Below are 22612 nucleotides of genomic sequence, written 5' to 3'. Positions count from 1 at the left end.
GTCAGCGGGCAGCAAACCCGGCATCGACGGGCAACGCCACGCCGGTGATGTACCGTCCCTCGTCGCTGACGAGGAAAGCAATCGCGTTCGAGATGTCTTCGGGCTCCACCCAGGGCACCGGGATCAGATTGCGAGTCGCCTCGATCGCCTCGGGGAAGGCTTCGAAGATCTCTTCCATCAACTTGTTGCGGATCATCGGCGTGTTCACACCGGTGGGGTGAATGGTGTTCACCCGGATGTTGTGGGGTCCCAGCCAATTGGCCCAGGTACGCATGAGTCCGACGAGTGCGTGTTTCGCCGCGACGTATCCGGTGTTGCCCGGAGCGCCGACACCGCCGGTACCTTTGAGGCCCTGAGATGAACTGGTGAGCACGATAGAACCGGCGCTCGCCGCGATCAGGCTTGGAACGGCGGCCATGACGGTGTTGTACACGCCGGTGAGGTTGACGCCGATGACGTCATTCCACGGCGTCTCGATGTCGGAGCCGTCTTCGCCGAACACCGAGATACCGGCGTTCGCGAGGACGATGTTGATCTTGCCGAGCTGCGCTTCGCCTTCTTCGACCGCGGTGCGCATCGCAGCCAGGTCGCGCACGTCGGCCTTGGTGGCAATGATCCGTCGGTCCAGCGCTTCTACCTGTTTCACGGTCTCGGCGAGCTCTTCAGGGGTACCGAGTGGGTAGGGCACCGTTGCGATGTCGGCGCAGAGGTCGACGGCGATGATGTCCGCGCCCTCCTGGGCGAGCCTGATGGCGTGACTGCGGCCTTGGCCTCGCGCAGCACCGGTGATGAAAGCGACTTTTCCGTCGAGCTTGCCCACGGTGATTCTCCCCAGTTCGTTCGAGCGCAGCGCCGGATGGTCTGCGATTGACCTGTCAGACAGATCGATTCGAGCTGGACATCTGTCTGGACCTATGTATGCACACTAGGTTACGACGCACCAGGTGTCCACTGTCCGACGAATGTGGTCAGGCCCCAGCCATACCGACCCGGCCGGAGCGCAGTCCGGCGACGACACCACCGTCGACGAGAAGATCGGTGCCGGTGATGAAGCTCGACTTGGTGTTGTCCAGCAGGAACTCGGTGGCGGCGGCGACGTCCTCGGCGGTGCCGAAGCGTCCGGCGGCAGAGTCGCTGATCATCGCTTCGTAGGCGTCGTGCGCGAAGTCGGCGTTGAACTCCTCCCAGCCCATCTCGGTGGCCACCACCCCTGGGCTCACACTGTTGACCCGCGCTCCGCGGTCGCCCCACAGAGGTGCTGCCGACTGCACCCGAAGTTGGTTGCCCCGCTTGCAGTATCCGTAGGTCAGGGCCCTGGCCAAATCGTCCGGCACATCTGGCATGTCGAAGAGTGCTGCGTCGGCCAGCTCGTCGGGGGTGCCACCGGCGAGTACCGCGGCTGAGGCCTCGTCGACGGCTGCGCCGAGGATGTGGCCTGCGACGCTCGCGATGTACACACCGGCGCCGCCGGGGGCGATCACGGAACCGAACACCTCGAGTGAGAGCGCGGTGCCGATGAGGTCGACCTCGATGATCCTGTGTGCCGGCGCCTGAGCGGGGGAGACGCCTGCCGTGTGCACGACGGACGTGATGTCGCCGAGCCCGCCGGCGGTCGCCGCCAAGGCGCGCAGTGAGTCCCGGCAGGCAACATCGACCCGTTGGGCGTGCACGTCGTAGCCGCTGTGGCGCAGCTGCTCCCGCAACCCCTCGACTCGCTCGGCATTGTGATCGGCGATGAGAGTCGGCCTACCCGAGCCCAGACGCCGCGCGATCGCCTCGCCCATGCCACCGACACCGATGACCACCAGAACGGATCCGGTCATGACTCACCTCTCGCCGACCGCCGGACGTGAGGCGGTGTGAAAACTATTGTCCAGGTGCAGCTTGCAGCCCGGGTAGAACGTAGCGCCTGATGTGGCGCAGCACTGCGATTCGGTCATCTGGGTCCAGGGTGTTCCCCGGGACCGTCGCCAGGCTGATGAGTAGGCGAGCCACCCATTCGGACGCCTCGACGGTGTCGATGTCCGGATGGATCTCGCCGCGCGCGCGGGCTTCGACCACATACGGATGCCAGAATGCTGCGAGGTCCGGTACGAGGCCTTGCACGCCGGCGCCCGCGCAGGCGGCGAACTCTTCCGGTTCGGTGACCCGGAGTTTCATCAAGAGCGCGCCGGGTTGATCGTAGGCGGTGCGACCGATCGCGACGCCGGCAGCAAGCTGGGCGTCGAAGGTGTCGATCTCGGCGAGGGCGGCATGCGATCCGGCCCAGAAGGCCTCGTTCAACCGGACGATCGCCGCCCCGAGCAAGGTCGCCTTGTCCGGGAAATGCCGGTACAGCCATGCCCGGGACACGCCGGCCGCCTCCGCGACCTCGAGGACTGTGGTCGCCCTGATCCCTTTCGCTCCCAGACATTGCTCCGCCGCGTCGAGCAATCGGTCCTGCACGCTTGCGGTCTCGGTCACTCGACATCCTTGCCTGTTCTCACTCACCGCACCCGCGGGGATGGCCCAAACATAGCAAAACCAATAGACAGATTCTGAGATCTGTGTACTCTGCGGGTGAACAAGTTCTACTTTTTGTCTACTCTGCCACGAGGAGCTGCGATGCCCGGACCCACCACAGCAATCATCGGCGCCGGCATCAGCGGGTTGACGGCCGGAAAGATGCTCAACGACTACGGCATCCCCTACACCTGCTTCGAGGTCTCGGACAGAATCGGCGGTAACTGGGCGTTCGGCAACCCGAACGGCTACAGCAGCGCATACCGGTCCCTGCATATCGACACGTCAAAACACCGGCTCTCCTTCAAGGACTTTCCGATGCCCGAGAGCTACCCGGATTTTCCCCACCACACCCAGATCAAGTCTTATCTCGAGGACTACGCGGAGGCATTCGATCTCAAGTCGAACATCGAATTCCAGAACGGCGTGACGCACGCCCGCCGCCTCGAATCAGGTGGCTGGGAACTGCAGACGCAATCCGGACAGCAGCGCCACTTCGACCTGCTGGTCGTCGGTAACGGACACCACTGGGATCCGCGGACCGCGACCTTTCCCGGCACGTTCACGGGCGATTCGATCCACGCGCACAACTACATCGACCCGCAGGATCCACTCCCGCTTGCCGACAAACGGATCTTGATCGTCGGCATCGGCAACAGTGCGGCCGACATCGCTGTCGAACTCTCGTCCAAGGCCTATGGCAACCACGTGACCCTATCGACGCGATCGGGCGCCTGGATCGTCCCGAAGTACATCGCGGGGCGTCCGGCCGACAAGTACTTCAAGACCTCGCCCCATATCCCGTTGTCGTGGCAGCGCAAGGTTGCTCAATGGGGGCAACCGATCTCGGCCGGACGTCCGGAGAACTTCGGCCTCCCGACCCCGAACCACAAGTTCTTCGAAGCACATCCGACGCAGTCTGTGGAGCTACCGCTGCGGCTCGGATCTGGCGATGTGATCCCGAAACCGAATGTTTCTCGACTCGACGGCTCGACGGTGCACTTCGACGACGGCACGAGCAGTGAGTTCGACGTGATCGTCTACGCGACCGGCTACAACATCACGTTCCCGTTCTTCGACGAAGACTTCATCAGCGCGCCGGACAACCACATCCCGCTCTACAAGCGAATGTTCAAACCGGGTATCGACGACCTGGTGTTCATCGGCTTCGCACAGTCGACGCCAACGCTGTTCCCGTTTGTGGAATGTCAGTCGAGGCTCCTCGGCGCCTATGCGGCAGGGCGGTACCGACTGCCGTCGGACGAGGTGATGGAAGAGGTGATCGTGGCAGATCAACAGAAGTACACCGGGCACATGCTGGACCGGCCTCGGCACACTCAGCAGGTCGACTACTTCATCTATGAACACGATCTGCGAACGAGAGAACTGGCGGCCGGCATGGCGCGCGCAGCAGAACTCGGCGCTCCGAGCTGGGCGGTGCCGGCATGACCGCGCAGGTGGATGCACCTCGGGTTCCCGATTTCGCCACGATCAGTTTCCGCAGTGGCGGAACGCGCTGCGAGGCGTGGCATTTCGTCGCCGGGAACGACACCCTCACCCGGCCGGCCGGCCGGCCGATCGTGGTGATGGCACACGGGCTCGGTGGCACGAAGGATTCAGGACTTGTGCCCTATGCCGAGCGTCTTGCGGCAGCAGGCCTGGACGTGTTCGCGTTCGATTATCGGGGCTTCGGCGCCTCGGGTGGCGTCGATCGTCAATCGGTCTCGATCTCCGGTCAGCTCGAGGACTATCGGGCGGCGGTGTCCGCCGCGACCGCGATCGAAGGTGTTGATGCGAAGCGGGTTGTCCTGTGGGGCGTCTCGCTGTCGGGCGGGCACGTGCTGTCAGTCGGCTCCGGGAGAGGGGATGTGGCAGCCATCATTGCCATGACCCCGTTGGTCAACGGTCTGGCCGCGGGCCGGCTCGCCCTCGGACACGTTCCGGCGTCATCCATCGCCCGATCGACAGGCCTGGGTATGCGGAGCCGCGTTCGAAAGCGGATGGGCCGTGCCCCGATCATGATGCCGATCGTCGCCGGGCCCGGTGAGGTGGGTGCGCTGACCCTGCCGGGGTATCGCGATGACTACCTGGCGATCGCCGGGCCGACGTGGCAGAACACCATCGACGCTGCCATCGGGCAGGAGATCGGCAGCTACCGTGCCGACCGCGACGCCGCCGGCATCACCGCTCCGGTGTTGATGCAGATCGCCGACTTCGATCGGAGCGCACCAACGCATTCGGCTGCCAATGCGGCGGTGAAAGCGCGGGCCGAGGTGCGGCACTACCCGTGTGACCATTTCGGTGTCTATCACGGGCAGGCCTGGTTCGAGCGCGCAGTGGCGCACCAGATCCAGTTCTTGGTCCGCCATCTCGCGCCCCGGCCGGCATCCGATCACTCGCCGGGCGCGTGAGTGCCAGACGGTCCCCCCAGACCGAGCGACTCGTCGACGTCATCGAGTTGCTCTCGGCTCCGCCTGGCCGGAGTGAGAGCCTGACCGACCTCGCCGCTGCACTCGACATCGACAAGACGACGCTTTACCCGATGCTCACAGAGTTGACCAGGGTGGGATGGGTGGTCAAACACCCGAGCGCGAAGACCTATCAACTCGGCCCCGCCCTGGCCCGGATCGGGGGAGCCGCGGAGGCGGGCATCGCAGAGTTGGCGCCGACCGCGGATGCACTGTCGTCGTTGGCGGAGTCGACCGGCAAGCAGTGCTGTGTGGTGGTGCCCTCGGGCGGCGATCTGGTCGTCGCGAAGGTGCAGTCCGCGATCGCGGACGACACCGGCGGCCTCCAGTTGCGACCCGGTGACCGCGTCGGATTCAGCCCACCACTCGGTGCGGTGCTGGTCGCGTGGTCGTCCGCGGCGTCCGTCGATGCGTGGCTGGAGCGCAATCCACAACTGGCCGAACATCACTCGCGGTACCGCGACATATTGGTCGCAGTACGGCGCAGGCACTACGCCGTCGAGCAATATCCTTCGGCGGTCGCAGGTTTCAACGATATGGCTGCGTCCGCAACGGGACCGAACTCCTACGGTTCCCGGCGGACCTCGCGTTTCACCGAAGGGCAGCAGAGCAGACTGGGTGCCGACATCCTTGTCGGGGCGATCGACGATCACGCTCGCTACCGCCCGTTGTCTGTCAACGCCCCGATCTTCGGTGCGGGAGGCAGACCGGTTGGTGCACTGTGTGCGCTCGACGCGTCTGCACCCATCACCGGGTCGCAACTGGTCGAACTGGGCGAACTGGTGAGCTCGGTCGCCGACGACGTCACGTCTCGACTGGGCGGGCGGGCGCCGTACCGTCGCGCGGGTGGTTGACGATTGTCCTTCTGTAGGCAAATTAGACCACTGTCTGGATTCGTGTCTCTTTCTTGTTGTACCGTTGGCGTGTGAACAAGCGCCGCGTCATCGTCTGGGGTACCGGAGCGGTCGGGGCGGAGGCGTTGCAGTCCATCATCGACACGCGGGACGATCTCCACATCGTCGGCGTCCGAGTGTATTCCGAGCAGAAGGCCGGTGTCGATGTCGGTGATCTCGTCGACAGGCCTGGTCAAGGTGTGGTCGCGACGAGTGACTCGGCCGAGATCCTGGCACTGGAGGCGGATCTCGTGATCTACACGCCACGTACCGCGTCGGTCACGGAGGTCTGTCAGCTCCTCGCGTCCGGCAAGAACGTGTGCACAACGGCGTTCTTGTTCCACCCCCGCCGAGTCGATCCGACCGATCGCGATCGCGTCATAGCGGCGTGCAAGGCCGGCGGGACAAGCGTGCACGGAAGCGGCCTCAACCCGGGCAATCTGTCTGGCGTCCTCCCGCTGGCGTTGTCCGGGATGAGCAAACGCATCGATAAGATCACCCTGCAGGAGCGCGCCGACTGGTCGGTGTACGAGAGCACGTCGATCACATTCGACAACATGGCTTTTGGCGAACCGCTCGACATGATCAGCCCGACGGGTAGCGAGTTCCTTGCCTTCAACAGTTCACTGTTCGTCGAACAGGTGTGGTTTCTTGCCGATGCGTTGAATGCTGACATCGATACGGTCACCGCTGAGGTCGAAGCCGTTGCCGCGGTGACCGATCACCTGATCTTCGATCACCTGTTGCGAGCCGGGACCACTGCCGGGCAGCGCTGGCGGTGGGTGGGCAGGCGCGGCGACGACGAACTCATCGAGATCGAGGCGTTGTGGACCGTAGGTGGCGAAGACCCTCCGCACTGGCCGAGACCCAGGCATGGATGGACCCTGACCATCGAGGGTGAGCCATCGATGCAGGCGCACTTCATCTCCCTGGCCAGCTTCACCCGCGAGCTGCCGATCGCCGACCACGTCCATGCCGCCAGTGTCGCCACAGCCATGCAGATCCTCAACGCCATCGATGCCGTGTGCGCGGCCCCGCCCGGGCTCGCCACCATGGCCGACCTCCCGCTTGTTCGCAGCCACTACGGCTTCGGGAACGGCTGACGGACCGTTTGTCAGGCCCTACGCGCTCCCGTAGTGTCTAGACGCGTGTCTGAACCGACTGCAGTTGAAGCGACCCGACGCCGTCTGACCGGTAAGCGGGCGGACACGGTCCTGCGGCTCGGCGACGCCACGATCGAAGTCCTGCGTCAGGTGAGCTACTCGGAGATGACGGTCCCGATGGTCGCCGCCCACGCCGGCTTGGCCAGGGCCACCGCATACATCTACTTCTCTTCGAAAGAGCACCTCGTCGCGGAGGTCTACTGGCGGCGACTGGCCGGCATCTCGCCGCCCGACAACGACGCTCCAGATGTCGCCGACCGAGTGGTCGCGGTACTGCGCCAACTCGCTTTGCTCGTCGCGGACGAGCCCCAGTTCGCAGGTGCGGTGACGAAGTCGCTGTTCAGCGACGATTCGGATGTTGTCGAGCTGCGGACGCAGGTGAGCAGGGTGATCCACAAGCTGATCGCCGCGGCGGTCGGTACCGCCGGTGACGCCCAGACGGTAGAACTGATCGAGCTGATCTACACGGGCGCCATGGTGCGAGCCGGGTCGGGTCACTTCTCCTACGACGAGGTGGCTGACCAGATGGAGTCGGCCGCGCGCCGGATCCTGGCCTGAACGCTTCTGACGTCCAACAGAACCAGGCGTTTCGGGCACACCCAGTTGCTGCAGCGGCTGGGATTGCCTGCACCGGGTGGGTTTGCCTGCACCGGGTGGGTTTGCCTGGACGGGTGGTTGCGAATTTCACATCGCGGCAAGATGTTTGAGTAGATCAGGGTATCGCCGGGTGTGGGCTCCACCGTTGACGTCGAATGCGGCACCGGTGATCCAGGCGGCCTTGTCAGACAAAAGGAATGCGACCATCGCGGCGATCTCTTCCGGTCTTCCGCTGCGTCCGAGTGGGGTGTTCTCGTGGTAGTCCTCGAGCATCCCGGGTACCAGAGACAAACCAGCCACCAGTGGCGTGTCGACCAGCCCCGGCGAGATGGCATTGACCCGAATGCCCCGTTCGCCGAGTTCGAGCGCAGCAACCTCGGTCAGCATGAGTACCGCAGCTTTGGCGGCGCAGTACGCGGCCATGCCCTTGGCGGGCTGACGGCCGTTCAGAGAAGCGATCGTGACGATCGAACCACCGTCCAAGATGTGCCGCGACGCGTACTTGAGGGTGAGGAAGGTGCCCGTCTGACAGACCGCGATGGTCGTGTTCCAATCGGCGAGGCTCAGATCGGCGATGGCGCCGGGGATGGTCAGGCCCGCGCAGTTCACCACGGACCGCGGCTGCCCGTATGTCTCGATGACGTGGTCGAACAGCGCACTCACCGACTCTTCCTTCGTGACGTCGACCTCCGCGGAGTAGGCCTGGTCGCCGAGTTCGCCTGCACGCTCGGCAGCGGCGGTGGCGTTCACGTCGGCGATGACGACGCGATGGCCGGTGCCACTGAGGTCCTGTGCCGTGGCGAGGCCGATGCCGGATGCGCCACCGATGATGATCGATATGGGGGATGAGCTCACGGGATACTCCTCGATTGGGGCGTGATGATGATCTTCTGCTGATCAGTGGGATCGCTGAGGTTCTCGACGACCTCTTGCAGTTCCTCGAGCGTGGCGAAGGCGCTGACGAGGCCATCGAGCCGGAGGTGTCCGCTGCCCAAAGCTTGGGCAGCAGAGCGGAACTCATCGCGTGTGTAGTAGCTGACGAAGCTCATGGTGATGTCTTTGACCACCGCGCCGACGGGCATGAACGTGTCCTCGGTCATGCACACTCCCGCGATGACGACATGGCCGCCGGGGGCGACCGCGTCGACGCACGCAGCGACCATCCCGCTCTTGCCCACGCACTCGATCACCACGTCGAAATCTGTACCGGGAGGCCCCGCGGCAGGGTCGACCGCCCGCGCGGCCCCCAAGGCGATGGCGCCCTCGCGACGCCAGGGAATCGGGTCGGCGACAGTGATGTCGGTGATACCGCGATGGCGGGCCCAGACCACGATCGACAATCCGACGGGTCCGGCACCGATGACCAACAGCCGGTCGCCGACGTGGGCGTCAGCGCGATCGAGAGCGTGCAATCCGACCGCGAGCGGTTCGACGAGGGCGCCGGTCCGCAGGTCGATCGACGGATCGAGCACCACCGATTCCGACGCCGCGACGGCCACGTACTCGGCAAAGCCTCCAGGGCGGATACCCAGCCCCAAGGGTTGCGGGGTCACGCAACGCGCCGGATCACCCGCCCTGCAGCGGCGGCAAGCTCCGCAACCGACCACCGGCAGAGCGGCAGCAGGTGTGCCCAGCGGCCAGTGCGCGGCCACGTCCCGACCGGTCGCCACGACCTCGCCGGCGAACTCATGACCCATGATCGTCCCGTCGGGCAGCAGCGGGTAGGTCTTGAGATCCGAACCGCACACTCCGCAACCGTGGACGCGCAGGATCAATTCGTCCGGGCCCGGCTGCGGGTCAGGGACCTCGCGAACGGTGAACTGCCCACTCTCGATCACTGCTGCCCTCATGGGATCGATTAGCTCACGAGCTCGAAGGTGTGTCAATGTTCTCGGACGCTGATGGCTTGGCGCCCAATCACATTCGGGCATGGTTTGCGCAGTGCGAACATGTTGCGCAAGACGACCAGCGCGAATATTCGCCAGGTGCTCGGTACGCCGGTTCAGCGATTGCCGGCGTGAGTATCCAGATATGACTGACGCAGCACTCGTTTGAGCAACTTGCCGGTGGCGTTGCGCGGAAGGGGTGCCGTGGCGATCACGACGTCGTCAGGAATCTTCTGCGAGTTCAGGGTTGCTCCGACGATGGCCTTGACCTCGTCACCGCTGATGTCGGCTTCGTCTGTCCGCGGGCGAACGGCCGCGATCAGACGTTCGCCCAGCCGTGGATCCGGTACTCCGAACACCGCCACCTCGGTGAATCGATCCGACGCTGCAAGAACAGATTCGACTTCCACACACGAGATGTTCTCGCCTCTGGTGATGACCAGATCTTTCTTGCGGTCCACCAGATAGACCAGGCCGTACTCGTCCACATAACCGATGTCTCCGGTGCGCAGCCAGGATCCGTCGAATGCGGCCTCGGTGTCGTCGGGGCGCCCGAAGTAGCCCTTCATGATCAGCCCGCCGCGCAAATACAGCTCTCCGGCGCTACCTGCCGGGACTTCATGTCCGTCGGCGCCGATCACGCGGACATCCATGGTCGGACTCATCGGCCCCGCGGTCTCCGGGAAGGCGCCGAGGATGTCGCCGCCCGCGGTACACACACTCCCGCCCACCTCGGTCATGCCCCATCCGGAACTGCGGCGCGAATTCGGTAGGCGAGAAACTATCTGGGCAGTGATGTTGGGTGGCGTCGCCTGCCCGCCGGGCACCACATTCACCAGTGTGCCGAGTTTGTCCTCGGCGCCGTCGATCGCCATGAGGTCGCTGACGACCATGGGCGGACCGGACATCAGGGTGATCGCGTGCTGTTTGATCAGGTCCGCGGCCCGGTCCGGATCCCAGCGGTCCATGGTGACGATGAGACCACCCGAACCCATGGCCGACGACAAGGCGGCCAGCCCTGAGACGTGGAACAGCGGGAAGATCAGCAGTGCACTGATCTGCGGCATGAAACCGCGGACTTCGTCGACCGACAGCCCGTAGGTGTTGGCGGCGAAGGCGATGTTGGTGTCGGCGACGAATCGCATGTTGAGCACCACATTGCACATGTTGCGATGGGTGAGCTCAACACCTTTGGGAGCACCGGAAGTGCCGGACGTGAACAGGATGAGTGCAGTCGAGTCCGGATCAGCAGACGGGTCCGGGAGGTCGGGATGGTCTCGGGTCAGGATTTCGGGGAGGTCTGGCAGGTCGTCGAGACAGGGTTGCGTCACGATCAGCCTGGTGTTCTGATCAGCGTTCCGGACGAGTTCGATCCGGCGCGGATCCACCACGGTCACCGACGACGGGACATCCGCCATCGCGGCGGTCAGTTCCGCGGTTGAGCTCCGTGCGTTGTAGAGCACGCCGACGCCGCCGGCGCGCAGGACCGCGAAAAGTGTTACCAGATAGGCGTACTGGTTGCTCATCACGACGCCGACGTGATCGCCGGTGGTGATGCCGTAGTCGTGGGCGAGTGCGGCGGCGAGACGGTCGGCGTCGGCGAACACCTCGGCGTAGGAGTAGCCGGTGTCACCGTCGGCCACCAGGAGGTTGTCGCCACCGCTGCGGCCGAGCGCTGCAAAGACGTCGTACAGGCTCGATTCGGCGTTGCGATACGTCCGGACCGGCTCGCCGCGCACGATCGTCGACGTCATCTCGAATGGTGCGCCCGGCGCAGTCAGCGACTGCTCGATCTCGCGATACGTCTCGACGACGGACTGGGTATCCACGGTTCCCTGACTCACACGCCTGCTCCTTGATGCGGGGTCCACGGTGGACCACGCGGCGATTTGCACTGTGCAAACAATGAGACCTAGATCACAGTTTGCTGTGCTCATTTAGTCATAGAGGCCTTTATGTGTCAATCGCCACGGAGTGGCCCGGGAGTCGCTACTGTGCACCGATGGTCATCAGCGCCAAGGGAACCCGGCTCAACCGTCGTGGTCTGCAGACGCGTCGTCAGCTGCTCGAGGTGGCGATCGTGTGTCTGGCCGCCCATGATGCTGCCGACCCGGCCAGCGCAAATCAGATCGCGCGGGAAGCCGGAGTCACGTGGGGGACGGTCCAGCACCAGTTCGGCGACGTGGACGGACTCTGGGCGGCCGTACTGGGGCTCATCCTGGACGAATGGGAACTGCTCCCCGCGCCGTCCGACCCGTCACCGCGTGATGCGCCGGAGGCCACGGCGGATCGTGTTGCCGCCGTAATCGACCGATTCTGGAACCTGCTCGGAACACCACGGGCCCGGGCGGTCAACAATCTCCGAACACTGCTGCCGGGTGATCGGTCGGAACTCGAGTCGGCCTATCCGCGGACCGCAGCCGCGATCGCTGACTGGGACCGGGTGTGGACCGCCTCGTATGAGGGTGCTTTTGCGGGGTTGCCGCTGAACTCCGATCGGCTGCGCCGGGTGCGGATCTTTCTGCCCGGAGCGCTGCGTGGACTACGCGAGGAGTTCGAGATGAGTACCTACGCCGACGAGTCCGAGGGTCGCCGTGGTCTGGTCGAAGCCGTCGCCATTTACCTGACCACGGACAACTCCCAGGTTGATTCTGCTGAATCGGACACCGCTGGTGGTCTATCTTCGACTAGAACGTGTTCTCTTTCGAGTGCGCGTGACGTGCCCCCAGACCGAAAAACCCCAGACCGAAAACCCCAGACCGAAAAACCCCAGACCGAAAACCGCAGAGGAGATGAACGCATGACCGCCGCTGTAGATTCGGTGTCCCTGTATCGCGAACTCGAGTCGGAGCTGACAGGTCCGCAGGGGCCGTTCGCGCTGACGACGATCGACGTCGCGGGCGAGCCCATGAGGGTGTACCGCGAGACCCCGGCCAGTCTCGACGACGTCTTGCGCGGTCTGACCGATACCTACGCCGACAGCGTCCTTCTCATCGAGGAAGGGGTCGAGTACACCTATCGTGACGTCGCCGAGATGGCGGAGCGACTGGCTGCGGCGCTGAGTTCGGACTATCGGATCGAAGCCGGCCAGCGAGTCGGTGTGATCATGAGAAACCAACTTGCCTTTGTGGTTTCAGTGATGGCCATCGCGCGGCGGGGTGCGGTGGCGGTGCTGTTCAACAGTCGCGAGACCCCCGGTCAGATCGGTGCGGCAGTGGCCGACGCCTCATGCGTCGTGGTGATCGCAGACCAGACGCGCGCCGCCCTCGTCAGGGAGAGCGACGTGCTGGCCGAGTTGATCGTGGTCGGCGAGGAGTTGCCTGCAGGCCCGGCGCGGGCCTATGCCGACCTCGTCGCGACCGGATCGGTAAGCGGTGAACCGGCGGCCGTGACCGCCGACTCCCCGTGCCTGATCCTGTTCACCTCCGGAACGTCGGGACGGAGCAAAGGCGTGGTCCTCACGCAGCGCAACGTCTGCACGATGATCATGAACCTGCGGCTGATCAAAGAGATGAACATCGCGGTGAATGCCCGGAAGTACGGGATGGAAGTCGACGCTCTGCGCGACTTGATGCCGAAACTGTCGGCGCTGCTGATATTTCCGCTGTTCCACACGTCGGGGCTGGTTTCGTTGCTCACGACGATGACGTCGGGCGGCTTCGTGGTGATCTTGCGGCGATGGGATCCTGCGGCGGCGATCGAGATGATCTCCCGACACAAACTGGCGATGCTCGCAGGCCCGCCCATGGTCATCACCGACCTGTTGTCGGTGAACCCCCCGGCCGAGGCCGTATCCAGTCTGGTGAACATCTCACCGGCGGGGCAGGCGACCCCGCCGGACCTGGTGGCGAGAATCGGTGCGGTGCTGCCGTCTGCCGGCCGTAGCGTCGGATGGGGGATGACCGAGGCCACCGGCAGTATCTGCACGGCGGGCGGGGATCTGCTGGCTGCGCATCCGGATTCGTCGGGGCCGGTGAGTCCGGTCATGGATGTGAGAGTGGTGGACCCGGCCGGCATTGCCCTGTCGCAGGGTGAGATCGGTGAACTCCAGGCCCGCGGGCCCCTGATCATGGCCGGATACCTCGACCGCCCGGACGAGACGAGCGCGGTGTTCGACGGGTCCTGGTATCGCACGGGCGATCTCGGATACGTCGATACCAATGGACTCGTCTTCGTTGTCGATCGCAAGAAGGACATCGTCATCTCGGCCGGCGAGAACGTCTACTGCGCCGAGGTCGAGTATGCGCTCATGGCCTCGGGCCTCTTTGTCGAGGTTGCGGTGTTCGGGGTACCTCACGAGCGACTCGGGGAGACGGTGGTCGCCGTCGTGAACACCCGCGACGGACGGGAGATGACGACCGCCGAGGTCCAGGACATCGTCCGAGAGACCCTGGCCGAGTACAAGATCCCGACAAACGTGGTTTTCGACCTCGGCCCACTGCCGCGCAATGCGACAGGGAAGATCCTCAAGCGGAAGGTGCGCGAAGCCTATCCGGGCTGAGTGCGACCCGCACCCCTCACGTCGGGCGACTGAGCTGCGACGTGTCCTTTTGTGCTGCGCGAGAGACGATTACGAAAACTGGACGAGTGTCGATACGGTTGACGATACGTAGGTCTATGCGTAATGTCCCTTACGTTCCACAACAGAAGTGATCTGTATCACCGTCGCTTCGTCCTTCACCCTCGCGTGCCGGATTCGCCGGCCGAACAGTCCCACCGCGGAGGTGTATCGGCGTTGCACATCTCGTTCGCCTCACCACGGACTGAAAAGGACACCACATATGAAGGCACGCAACGTGAGTTGTCGAAGGCATAAGGCACTTGTCGGGGTCGGCATCTCGCTGCTGGTCGCGTCGCTGGGAGTCACTGCGTGCAGTGACGGGTCGGACAGCAGTGGTGACAACGCCGAGTCCTCACTGGCGACCACTGCGCTTCCGGCGAACGAAGCCACCGGAGCCCCGATCAAGATCGGGTTCATCAACAGTGAGGGTGGCTCGTTCGCGTCGTTCCCGGCCAATCGGGAGAACGCGGAGGCCGCGACCGAGTACATCAACGCCAACCTGGGCGGGATAGGTGGGCGGCCCATCGATCTCGTCGTGTGCAAGCAGCAGGAGGAACCGGCGTCGGCGACGAGCTGCGCCAACCAGATGGTCGAGCAGAAGGTGTCCGCGGTCGTCGTGCCGGGCGGCGCGCAGGGTGCGGCCATGTTGCCGATCCTCTCGGGCGCCGGTATCCCGTACACCGGTCCCGTGGGCGTCACCCCCATCGAACTGACGTCACCGGATTCGTACATGTACACCGCAGGCCTCCCGGGCGTGTTGTCCGGGATGGCAGAGTATTCCGCGAAGAACGGCATCAAAAAAATCGCCCTGTTGTCCGGAGACGGAGGCGGGACCCCAGCTGCGATCTCGGCGATCGGCACGCCGATCTTCCAGGCTGCGGGCCTCGAACTGAAGGTGGTCCCGATCCCCTCGGGGGTGCCGGATCCGACACCGCAGGTGACCGCCGGCCTGTCTGACAACCCGGATGCGGTAGCGATCGTCGGCGACGCGAACATGTGCATCACGGTGCTGAAGACGATCCAGACCGTGGCTCCCGGAAAAGAGCGATTCGTGGTGCCCACGTGTGTCGCGCCCGAGGTGGTCGAAGCAGTCGGCGGCTCTGTCATCGAAGGCATCATGGACTTCACCACGGTTGACCTGTACTCGGAGGAGCCCGATTCGGTGCTGTACCGGTCGGTCATGGCGCAGTATGCACCCGACACCGACATCCGCGGCTACGGATACACCGGCTACCAGGGAGTCATGGGCCTGTACCGCGTCATCCAGAATCTGACCGGCGACGTGACGCCTGCGGCGGTGACGGAAGCACTACGGACCGCGAAGAACATTCCGCTGCCACTCGGCACCGGTTTGACCTTCACCTGCGACGGAACCGCGATCCCGCAACTGAAGTCGATCTGCAGCAAGTCCCTGCTGATCGGTGAGGTGGACAGCCAGGGCCGTCCACAGAATCTCACCCCTGTCGGCTAGATCCGGAGTGGGCCGCAATCGGTTGTGACGAAGAAGAAGTTGGGAATGAAGTAGATGACCGAACACTTTGCCTATCTGTTCCTCGGCCTGGGCAACGGTGCGGTGTACGCCGCCCTCGGACTCGCGTTGGTGATGACCTTCAAGAGTTCGGGGGTGGTGAACTTCGCGACAGGTGCTGTGGCGCTGTACACCACGTACACCTACGGCATGCTGCGCCAGGGTGAACTGCTCAACCCGATTCCCGGCTTCCCTTCGTCGATCGAACTCGGAGGCGAGTTGGGACTGGTTCCGGCGGTGGCCATCTCCCTGGTCATCGCGGCGGTGCTCGGAGCCGTGCTGTACCTGGCGATCTTCCGTCCGATGCGGTCGGCACCGGTGGTTGCCAAGGCGGTGGCGTCGATCGGGCTGATGCTCACGATCCAGGCTCTGCTCGCACTGCGGCTCGGCACCTCGTCGGTGCCGGTCGCGCCGATCTTCGAACCGGGGACGATCTCGATCGGGGAGAGCCAGGTGCCCACGGACCGCATCTGGCTGGCGGTCGTGATCGTCGCGCTGGCAACTGTTGTGGCGCTTGCCTATCACTTCTCGAGGTTCGGCGTCGCGACCGAGGCCGCGGCCGAATCGGAGAAGGGCGCATTCGTCACCGGTCTGTCTCCCGATCGCATCGCGATCAGCAACTGGGCCCTGTCATCGGTGATCGCCGGACTGGGCGGCATCCTGATCGCGCCGATCGTCCCACTCAGCCCGATTGCCTACACGATGTTCATCGTGCCGGCGCTGGCCGCAGCCCTGGTCGGGAACTTCTCGTCGATGGCATTGGCGGTGGCGGCCGGACTGGGTATCGGCATCCTGCAGTCCGAGGGAACCCACTTTCAGAGTCTGTATGACTGGGTGCCCGATTCGGGTGTCTCCGAGGCCATTCCGCTGATCCTGATTCTGGTTTTCCTGGTGGTGAAAGGCCGCCCGCTGCCCAGTCGTGGTGCCATCGTGCATCAGAACCTGGGTCGTGCGCCCCGCCCGAAACGGGTTCTGCTTCCCTCGATCGTGGTCACGGGCGTTGCGCTCGTGGCGGTGTGTCTGACCTCCGGCAGCTATCGGGGGGCGATCATCGCGACGTTCATCTTCGCGATCCTCGGACTCTCGCAGGTGGTGATCACCGGGTTCGCCGGGCAGGTGTCGCTCGCTCAGTTGACCCTCGCCGGGGCGGGCGCGTTCGGACTTAGTGTGGTGAACACCCAACTCGGTATCCCGTTCCCCTTCGCGCCCATCCTGGCCGCGTTGATGGCCACCGTGATCGGCGTGGTGGTCGGGCTGCCGGCTCTGCGGATCCGCGGGTTACCGTTCATGGTCGTCACTTTGGCGCTCGCGGTGTTCCTGGAGGCCTTCTGGTTCCGCAATCCGTCGTTCAACGGCGGTATCGAAGGTGCGAACTTCGACGCACCCGAGATCTTCGGTGTCGATCTGGGAATCGGTGCGGGGGAGAACTACCCGAGGATCTCATTCGGACTCATGTGTTTGATAATCGTCGTCGCGGCTGCAGTGGGCGTGGCCCTGCTGCGTCGGAGCCGATTGGGCTCGGCGATGCTCGCGGTGCGAGCAAACGAACGAGCCGCAGCCGCAGCCGGGATCAACGTGTCACGAACCAAGTTGGCAGCGTTTGCGATCGGATCGTTCCTGGCCGGGATCAGCGGCACCCTGCTGGCGTACCAGCAGACGTTGGCCACGGCCGGGTCATACAGTGTGTTCGCGGGTATTGCGATCTTCGCCGTCATCTACACCGCCGGGATCACCTCGGTGTCCGGCGGCTTGCTCGCCGGGGTGCTGGCACCGGGCGCACTGTTGTTCGTCGTCCTCGACCGCGCCTTCGACTCCGGCGACTACTACGCCTTGGTCAGCGGGGTGTTGTTGATCGTCACGGTGATGATCAACCCGGACGGTATCGCCGGACGGATCCAGCGCGCGATCGCCGCCCGCCGACAGCCCGCCACCGCGGCACCGACGGGATCAGAAGCGGCTGGGCCGATCGACGAGTCCGACACCGCCCCGCGCGTGCCCACGTCGGATGTTCCGCTGCTGGCCGTAACCGGAGTCGGTGTTCGGTATGGCGCGGTGGCTGCGGTCAGCGATGTGTCCTTCGAAGTGTTCGAGGGCGAGATCGTCGGTCTGATCGGGCCCAACGGAGCAGGCAAGACCACACTCATCGACGCGGTCAGTGGGTTCGCCGAATCCGTTGGCACGGTGACTCTGGGTGGGCACACCCTCGATGGTGTCTCACCGCACCTGCGCAGTCGCCGCGGACTCGGCCGCACGTTCCAGGATGTCGAACTGTACGACGACCTGTCGGTGAAGGAGAACGTCACGGTCGGGGCCCGTGGGGACAGCGTGGAAGCGGTGCTGCAGCGACTGGGCCTGCGCGGCGTCGCCGACGTCACCGTCGCCTCGCTGTCGCAGGGACAACGGCAACTGGTGTCGGTGGCCCGGGTGCTCGCAGGCAATCCCTCGGTGGCAATGCTCGACGAACCCGCGGCGGGCCTGGACAGCACCGAAAGTCGATGGCTGGGTGCGCGCATGCGCGCAGTCCGGGACACCGGTGTGACCATGCTGTTGGTCGACCACGACATGGAACTCGTTCTGTCGGTCTGCGATCGGATCATCGTGCTCGATCTGGGCAAGGTCATCGCATCGGGCACGCCCGATGACATCCGCGCGGATCAAGAGGTCATCCGCGCCTACCTCGGTGTACCGAAAGGTGCTGGGGAGCCGCCGCCGAGTATCGAACTCACCAAGCCGGGAGTGACGTCATGAGTGCCCTCGTGTGCGCTGGCCTCGAAGCCGGGTATTTCAAGCGCAGCCCCTGCGTGCGGAACGTCGACCTGACGCTCGACGCCGGGGAAGTGGTTTGTCTGCTGGGGCCCAACGGTGCCGGGAAGACCACGCTGCTGTTGACACTGGCAGGGCTGCTCACGAGTTCTGCCGGCAGTGTGACCGTGGGTGACTCTGCCGTGAAGAGTGGAAGTCCGCGCGCTGCAGTACGTTCGGGCCTGGTGCTCGTGCCTGACGACCGCGCCCTGTTCCGCGGGCTGAGCGTCCGGAAGAACCTGCAGCTGGCCACCCACGGCCGGACGCGTGGCAAGCAGGCCCTCGGCGAGGTCCTCGAGTACTTTCCCGCCCTCGCAGCGCGACTGAAGGTCGACGCCGGGCAACTCTCCGGGGGCGAGCAGCAGATGCTGGCCATCGGGCGCGCACTGATCCAGCAGCCCAAGGTGCTGTTGATCGACGAACTGAGCATGGGGTTGGCGCCCGTCGTCGTCGAGTCGATTCTGCCGATCTTGCGAACGGTCGCCGAGCAACGGGGGACGGCCGTGGTGTTGGTGGAACAGCATGTTCATCTGGCACTCGAGGTGGCCGATCGTGCCGTGATCCTGGTCCATGGTGAGATTGCGCTCGAAGAAGCTGCCGCGGTTCTACGTCGCGATCCATCGCTGGTCGAGGGTGCCTATCTGGGCGCCCGCAAGCTAAATTCGACCAGTGGATCTTCTACTGATCTCTGACACTCACATCCCGAAGCGTGCGCGAGATCTGCCCGCGCCGGTCTGGGACGCGGTCGAGGTCGCCGACGTGGTCATCCACGCCGGCGACTGGGTGGACCTGGCATCGTTCGAAGCCCTCCAGGCGCGCTCCCGGCGACTGGTCGCGTGCTGGGGAAACAACGACGGCGACGACCTTCGCGGACGCATGCCCGAGCGCGTCGATGTCGAACTCGGGGGCCTGCGGTTCACCGTGACCCATGAGACGGGGCCGTCGGCGGGGCGCGAGAAGCGGATGTCCCTTGCCTATCCCGACACCGACGTGCTCGTCTTCGGACACAGTCACATCCCCTGGGACACCACCAGCGACACCGGCCTGCGCCTGCTCAATCCGGGATCACCCACCGATCGCCGCAGGCAGCCGCACTGCACGTATATGACGGCCACCATCGACGACGACTCCGTGCTCGACGTGCGGGTCCATCGACTGCCGGTCCGGAATCAGAAGAGCGGCTGACCGGGCTCTCCGGAGTCCCGTCGCAGCACCCGTAGGGAGCCCTGGACGCCGACCTCGGTGAACTGCCCGGTGCCGAGCGCCTTCTCGTAGATCTCGAACGGCGGCCGTCCCCCGTCCGCGGGGTCGGGGAACACATCGTGGATCAGCAGGGCGCCGCCGACGCGCACCCACGGCGCCCAGCCCGCCAGGTCGTTCTGGGCTGCCTCGCTGCTGTGACCACCGTCGATGAAGATGAAGTCGGCGGGCCGGCCCCACACCTTCGCGGCCGCCGTCGACGTCGCGAGCAGGCCGATGACGGTGTCGTCGAGCCCGGCGTCCCACATCGTTCTCCGGAAGCGGGCGGAGGTGTCGAGTCTGCCCGTGTGCGGGTCGACCAGTGAGGTGTCGTGGTACTCCCAGCCGGGCTGGTGCTCCTCGGAGCCCCGGTGGTGGTCGATGGTGACGATGGTGGCGCCCACCGGCTGTGCAGCGGCACCGAGGAAGACGGTCGATTTGCCGCAGTACGTACCGATCTCGACGCCGATAGCGACGGAATCGTCGAGTGACAAATATTGTGCTGCAACCTGATAGAGGGCTATTGCCTCGTCGATCGGCATGAACCCCGGGGCGTCGGCGGCGACCTGGAGGTGGCGCTCGGACGGCTGATCGGTGCGTGTCTCGGGTACTGATGTCATACCTGTGATGCTATCGGCACTCCCGCGTAGGGTTGTCCTTTATGAAGGCGCAGATACTCAACGAAGAAACCGGCCCGAGTGGACTGACCCTTGGCGAGGTCCCTGACCCGGTACCGAACGACGATCAGGTCCTGGTCGACGTCAAATCGTGCGGCGTGTGTTTTCCCGACCTGTTGATGAGCCAGGGCAAGTATCAACTCAAGGTGCCGGTGCCGTTCACGCCGGGCACCGAGGTCGCCGGCGTCGTCGCGCAGGCGCCGGCAGGGTCGGGGTTCTCCGTCGGCGACCGCGTCCAGGTGATGTCCATCGTCGGCGGTTTCGCGGAAAAGGTGGTTGCTGCCCCGGACCAGCTGCTGCGGATCCCACCAGAACTGAGCTTCGACGAGGGTGCTGCGATGGGCATCAATCTGCAGACCGCGATCTTCGCGCTCAAGACACGAGCGAACCTGCAGCCGGGGGAGACCGTCGGGGTGCTGGGCAGCGCGGGCGGCGTCGGGGTCGCGACCATCCAGGTCGCAAAAGCGATGGGTGCGAGGGTCATCGCCATCGTGCACCGGAAGGGCGCCGAGGAACTGCTCCGTTCTGTCGGTGCCGACGAGGTCGTTCAGCTCGAAGAGGGGTGGGGCGCAAAGATCAAGGAGCTCACCGGCAGCGGCGTCGATGTGCTCATCGATCCGGTCGGCGGCGAGGTGTTCGACGAGGCGCTGCGTCAGGTCGCACCGGATGGCCGATTCGTGGTCATCGGCTTCGCCGCAGGCGGAATCCCGACCGTGAAGCTCAACCGCGTCCTGTTCCGCAACATCTCCGTGACAGGCGCGGCCTGGGGTGAGTACGTGCGCACCCATCCGGCGTTGCCTGCGCAGTTGCATGAAGACCTGACCGCCATGGTCGCCGATGGGATGCGTCCCCCGGTCAACGTCACCTACACGCTGGACCAGCTGCCCCAGGCGCTCGACGACCTCGCCAATGGCAAGATCTTCGGCAAGGCGGTAGTCAAGATTTCGGAGTGAGATCGAAGGAGAGTCATGTGCCGCAACATAACTGAACTGCGTGGACTGGAACCGCCTGCGACCGGCGTCGAGATCGAAGCGGCGGCGCGTCAGTACGTGCGCAAGGTCAGTGGCGTGCAGAAGCCATCAGCGGCCAGCGTCGACGCGTTCGAACTCGCGGTGCAGCGGGTGACCGCGGCGACCACGGAGTTGCTGCAGGCGCTGCCTGCCCGGCGCCAGCCACCCAAGACGGTGCCTCCGCTGCGTCGGCCCGAGGTGCAGGCGCGGATTGCGGCGCGGGCGGCCGCTCAGACCTGAAACCCCTTGCAAATCCACATGTTTCAGGCAAAACCACACGTTGCAACGTGTGGTTTTGCCTGGAACATGTGGTTCTGCGGGGTCAGGCGATGTCGAACAGCCGGGCGGCGTTGTTGTGCAGTACCCCACGAACCCAGTCGTCGCCGAGGTCGAGCCGGATCACGGCATCGAGTGCGCTGGTGTAGGTGTACGGAATGTTGGGGAAGTCGCTGCCCCACAGGATCCGGTCACCGAGATCACGAAGCTTCTGCCTCGAGTTCACGGGGAACGGGGCGTCCTCCTCGGCGAAGTCGGTGAACGCCATGGTGGTGTCGAGGTGCACGTTCTCGTACGTGGCCGCCAGATCGAGGAAGTCGTCGTACTCGGGCATCCCCATGTGGGCGATGATGAGCGGGAGCCGCGGGAACGCGCGTAGCAGGTCGCCGATCGGCTGCGGCCCGGTGAACTCTCCAGGTGCCGGACCGGATCCGCAATGGATCACCACGGGAACCTCGGCGTCGGAGATGGCGGCCCAGACACCGTCGAGCAATGGATCCACGGGGCTGTAATTGCCGACCTGGATGTGGGACTTGAAGATCTTCGCGCCGGATTCGATGGCGGCGACCACATAGTCCGGTGCAGAGGGTTCCGGGTAGAACGTCGCCGTGTGCAGGCATTCGGGGGTATGTGCTGCGAAATCGGCCGCCCAGCTGTTGAGCCAGGTCGCCATCTCCGCCTTGTGCGGATAGATCATGGACGTGAACGCCCGGACGCCGAAGTCGCGCAGTACTTCGACGCGCCGGGTCTCATCGGCGCGGTAGGTGATCGGCCATTCGCGGCCCACCATCGGACCCACCGAATCGAAGTACGCCCAGACCTTGTCCATGACCGATTTCGGCATGAAGTGGGTGTGCACGTCGACAAGCCCCGGCAGGTCGAGTTGCTGCCAGACAGTGCGAACGGCACCTGCCTCGGCGAGGGTCAGCGCTTCGGGTTCAGACACAGTTCTTCACGTTACCCATTGCTGCTGTTCACGCTGAAGATGCCTGCAGATCCGCAGTCCGGGC

At 64.8% G+C, this 22612-nt stretch carries 20 protein-coding genes; 12 read left to right on the top strand and 8 right to left on the bottom strand.

The window, feature by feature from the left end; all coding sequences use genetic code 11:
- Position 1 precedes the first annotated feature (1 nt).
- The 3 genes from DFR67_RS27455 to DFR67_RS27445 all read right to left on the bottom strand — a co-directional run bounded on the left by DFR67_RS27455 (position 2) and on the right by DFR67_RS27445 (position 2463).
- Entirely contained in the window at positions 2-820 is an 819-nt protein-coding gene (locus DFR67_RS27455) for a mycofactocin-coupled SDR family oxidoreductase (RefSeq protein ID WP_110472631.1), read from the bottom strand.
- Between the two features lie 148 nt (positions 821-968).
- A complete protein-coding gene (locus DFR67_RS27450) occupies positions 969-1823 on the bottom strand; it encodes an SDR family oxidoreductase (protein ID WP_110472630.1) in 855 nt (284 codons plus the stop codon).
- Positions 1824-1866: 43 nt separating this feature from the next.
- Complete coding sequence (locus DFR67_RS27445; RefSeq protein ID WP_110472629.1) at positions 1867-2463, bottom strand: TetR/AcrR family transcriptional regulator; 597 nt, start codon at positions 2461-2463, stop codon at positions 1867-1869.
- A gap of 141 nt (positions 2464-2604) precedes the next feature.
- Here DFR67_RS27445 and DFR67_RS27440 point away from each other — a divergent pair, with 141 nt between their 5' ends.
- The 5 genes from DFR67_RS27440 to DFR67_RS27420 all read left to right on the top strand — a co-directional run bounded on the left by DFR67_RS27440 (position 2605) and on the right by DFR67_RS27420 (position 7584).
- Positions 2605-3951, top strand: a complete 1347-nt coding sequence (locus tag DFR67_RS27440; RefSeq protein ID WP_110472628.1) for a flavin-containing monooxygenase — start codon at positions 2605-2607, stop codon at positions 3949-3951.
- Positions 3948-4913: an alpha/beta hydrolase gene (locus DFR67_RS27435; RefSeq protein WP_110472627.1), complete on the top strand. Its 966-nt coding sequence runs from the start codon at positions 3948-3950 to the stop codon at positions 4911-4913. The genes DFR67_RS27440 and DFR67_RS27435 overlap by 4 nt, the downstream gene beginning before the upstream one ends.
- Entirely contained in the window at positions 4910-5824 is a 915-nt protein-coding gene (locus tag DFR67_RS27430; RefSeq protein WP_158540054.1) for a helix-turn-helix domain-containing protein, read from the top strand. The genes DFR67_RS27435 and DFR67_RS27430 overlap by 4 nt, the downstream gene beginning before the upstream one ends.
- A gap of 71 nt (positions 5825-5895) precedes the next feature.
- Positions 5896-6966, top strand: a complete 1071-nt coding sequence (locus DFR67_RS27425) for an NAD(P)H-dependent amine dehydrogenase family protein (RefSeq protein ID WP_110472625.1) — start codon at positions 5896-5898, stop codon at positions 6964-6966.
- A gap of 45 nt (positions 6967-7011) precedes the next feature.
- Positions 7012-7584: a TetR/AcrR family transcriptional regulator gene (locus DFR67_RS27420; protein WP_110472624.1), complete on the top strand. Its 573-nt coding sequence runs from the start codon at positions 7012-7014 to the stop codon at positions 7582-7584.
- Positions 7585-7710: 126 nt separating this feature from the next.
- On the opposite strand, the gene DFR67_RS27415 is transcribed toward DFR67_RS27420, so the two are convergent.
- The 3 genes from DFR67_RS27415 to DFR67_RS27405 all read right to left on the bottom strand — a co-directional run bounded on the left by DFR67_RS27415 (position 7711) and on the right by DFR67_RS27405 (position 11353).
- Positions 7711-8478, bottom strand: coding sequence for an SDR family NAD(P)-dependent oxidoreductase (locus DFR67_RS27415; protein WP_245938201.1), 768 nt, complete (start codon positions 8476-8478; stop codon positions 7711-7713).
- Positions 8475-9473 carry a zinc-dependent alcohol dehydrogenase gene (locus DFR67_RS27410; protein WP_110472623.1) on the bottom strand — a complete coding sequence of 333 codons (999 nt, stop codon included), beginning with the start codon at positions 9471-9473 and terminating at the stop codon, positions 8475-8477. Before DFR67_RS27410 ends, DFR67_RS27415 begins: the two co-directional genes overlap by 4 nt.
- A gap of 152 nt (positions 9474-9625) precedes the next feature.
- Positions 9626-11353, bottom strand: a complete 1728-nt coding sequence (locus DFR67_RS27405; protein WP_245938200.1) for a class I adenylate-forming enzyme family protein — start codon at positions 11351-11353, stop codon at positions 9626-9628.
- Between the two features lie 158 nt (positions 11354-11511).
- On the opposite strand from DFR67_RS27405, the gene DFR67_RS27400 reads away from it, so the two are divergent.
- The 5 genes from DFR67_RS27400 (at position 11512) to DFR67_RS27380 (ending at position 19585) form a co-directional block, all read left to right on the top strand.
- Complete coding sequence (locus DFR67_RS27400; protein ID WP_245938199.1) at positions 11512-14010, top strand: AMP-binding protein; 2499 nt, start codon at positions 11512-11514, stop codon at positions 14008-14010.
- A gap of 280 nt (positions 14011-14290) precedes the next feature.
- A complete protein-coding gene (locus DFR67_RS27395) occupies positions 14291-15541 on the top strand; it encodes an ABC transporter substrate-binding protein (protein WP_110472621.1) in 1251 nt (416 codons plus the stop codon).
- A 54-nt stretch (positions 15542-15595) separates the two neighbouring features.
- The gene (locus DFR67_RS27390) at positions 15596-18346 is read left to right on the top strand and encodes a branched-chain amino acid ABC transporter permease/ATP-binding protein (RefSeq protein WP_110472620.1); all 2751 of its coding nucleotides are present in this window, start codon (positions 15596-15598) and stop codon (positions 18344-18346) included.
- The gene (locus DFR67_RS27385; RefSeq protein WP_110472619.1) at positions 18343-19092 is read left to right on the top strand and encodes an ABC transporter ATP-binding protein; all 750 of its coding nucleotides are present in this window, start codon (positions 18343-18345) and stop codon (positions 19090-19092) included. Before DFR67_RS27390 ends, DFR67_RS27385 begins: the two co-directional genes overlap by 4 nt.
- Positions 19070-19585, top strand: a complete 516-nt coding sequence (locus DFR67_RS27380) for a metallophosphoesterase family protein (protein ID WP_110472618.1) — start codon at positions 19070-19072, stop codon at positions 19583-19585. The genes DFR67_RS27385 and DFR67_RS27380 overlap by 23 nt, the downstream gene beginning before the upstream one ends.
- Here DFR67_RS27380 and DFR67_RS27375 read toward each other — a convergent pair.
- A complete protein-coding gene (locus tag DFR67_RS27375) occupies positions 19570-20259 on the bottom strand; it encodes a class I SAM-dependent methyltransferase (protein ID WP_110472617.1) in 690 nt (229 codons plus the stop codon). The genes DFR67_RS27380 and DFR67_RS27375 overlap by 16 nt on opposite strands.
- Positions 20260-20300: 41 nt before the next feature.
- On the opposite strand from DFR67_RS27375, the gene DFR67_RS27370 reads away from it, so the two are divergent.
- Together DFR67_RS27370 and DFR67_RS27365 are read left to right on the top strand one after the other, a co-directional pair.
- Positions 20301-21269, top strand: a complete 969-nt coding sequence (locus DFR67_RS27370) for an NADPH:quinone oxidoreductase family protein (protein WP_110472616.1) — start codon at positions 20301-20303, stop codon at positions 21267-21269.
- Positions 21270-21284: 15 nt separating this feature from the next.
- Positions 21285-21566: a DUF2277 domain-containing protein gene (locus DFR67_RS27365; RefSeq protein ID WP_084893569.1), complete on the top strand. Its 282-nt coding sequence runs from the start codon at positions 21285-21287 to the stop codon at positions 21564-21566.
- 82 nt (positions 21567-21648) lie between these two features.
- Here DFR67_RS27365 and DFR67_RS27360 read toward each other — a convergent pair whose 3' ends face one another.
- A complete protein-coding gene (locus DFR67_RS27360; protein WP_110472615.1) occupies positions 21649-22548 on the bottom strand; it encodes an amidohydrolase family protein in 900 nt (299 codons plus the stop codon).
- Positions 22549-22612 lie beyond the last annotated feature (64 nt).

Source organism: Williamsia limnetica, assembly GCF_003217475.1.
In the GTDB taxonomy this organism is placed as follows: domain Bacteria; phylum Actinomycetota; class Actinomycetes; order Mycobacteriales; family Mycobacteriaceae; genus Williamsia; species Williamsia limnetica.
This window is presented reverse-complemented; position numbering and strand designations above follow the sequence as displayed.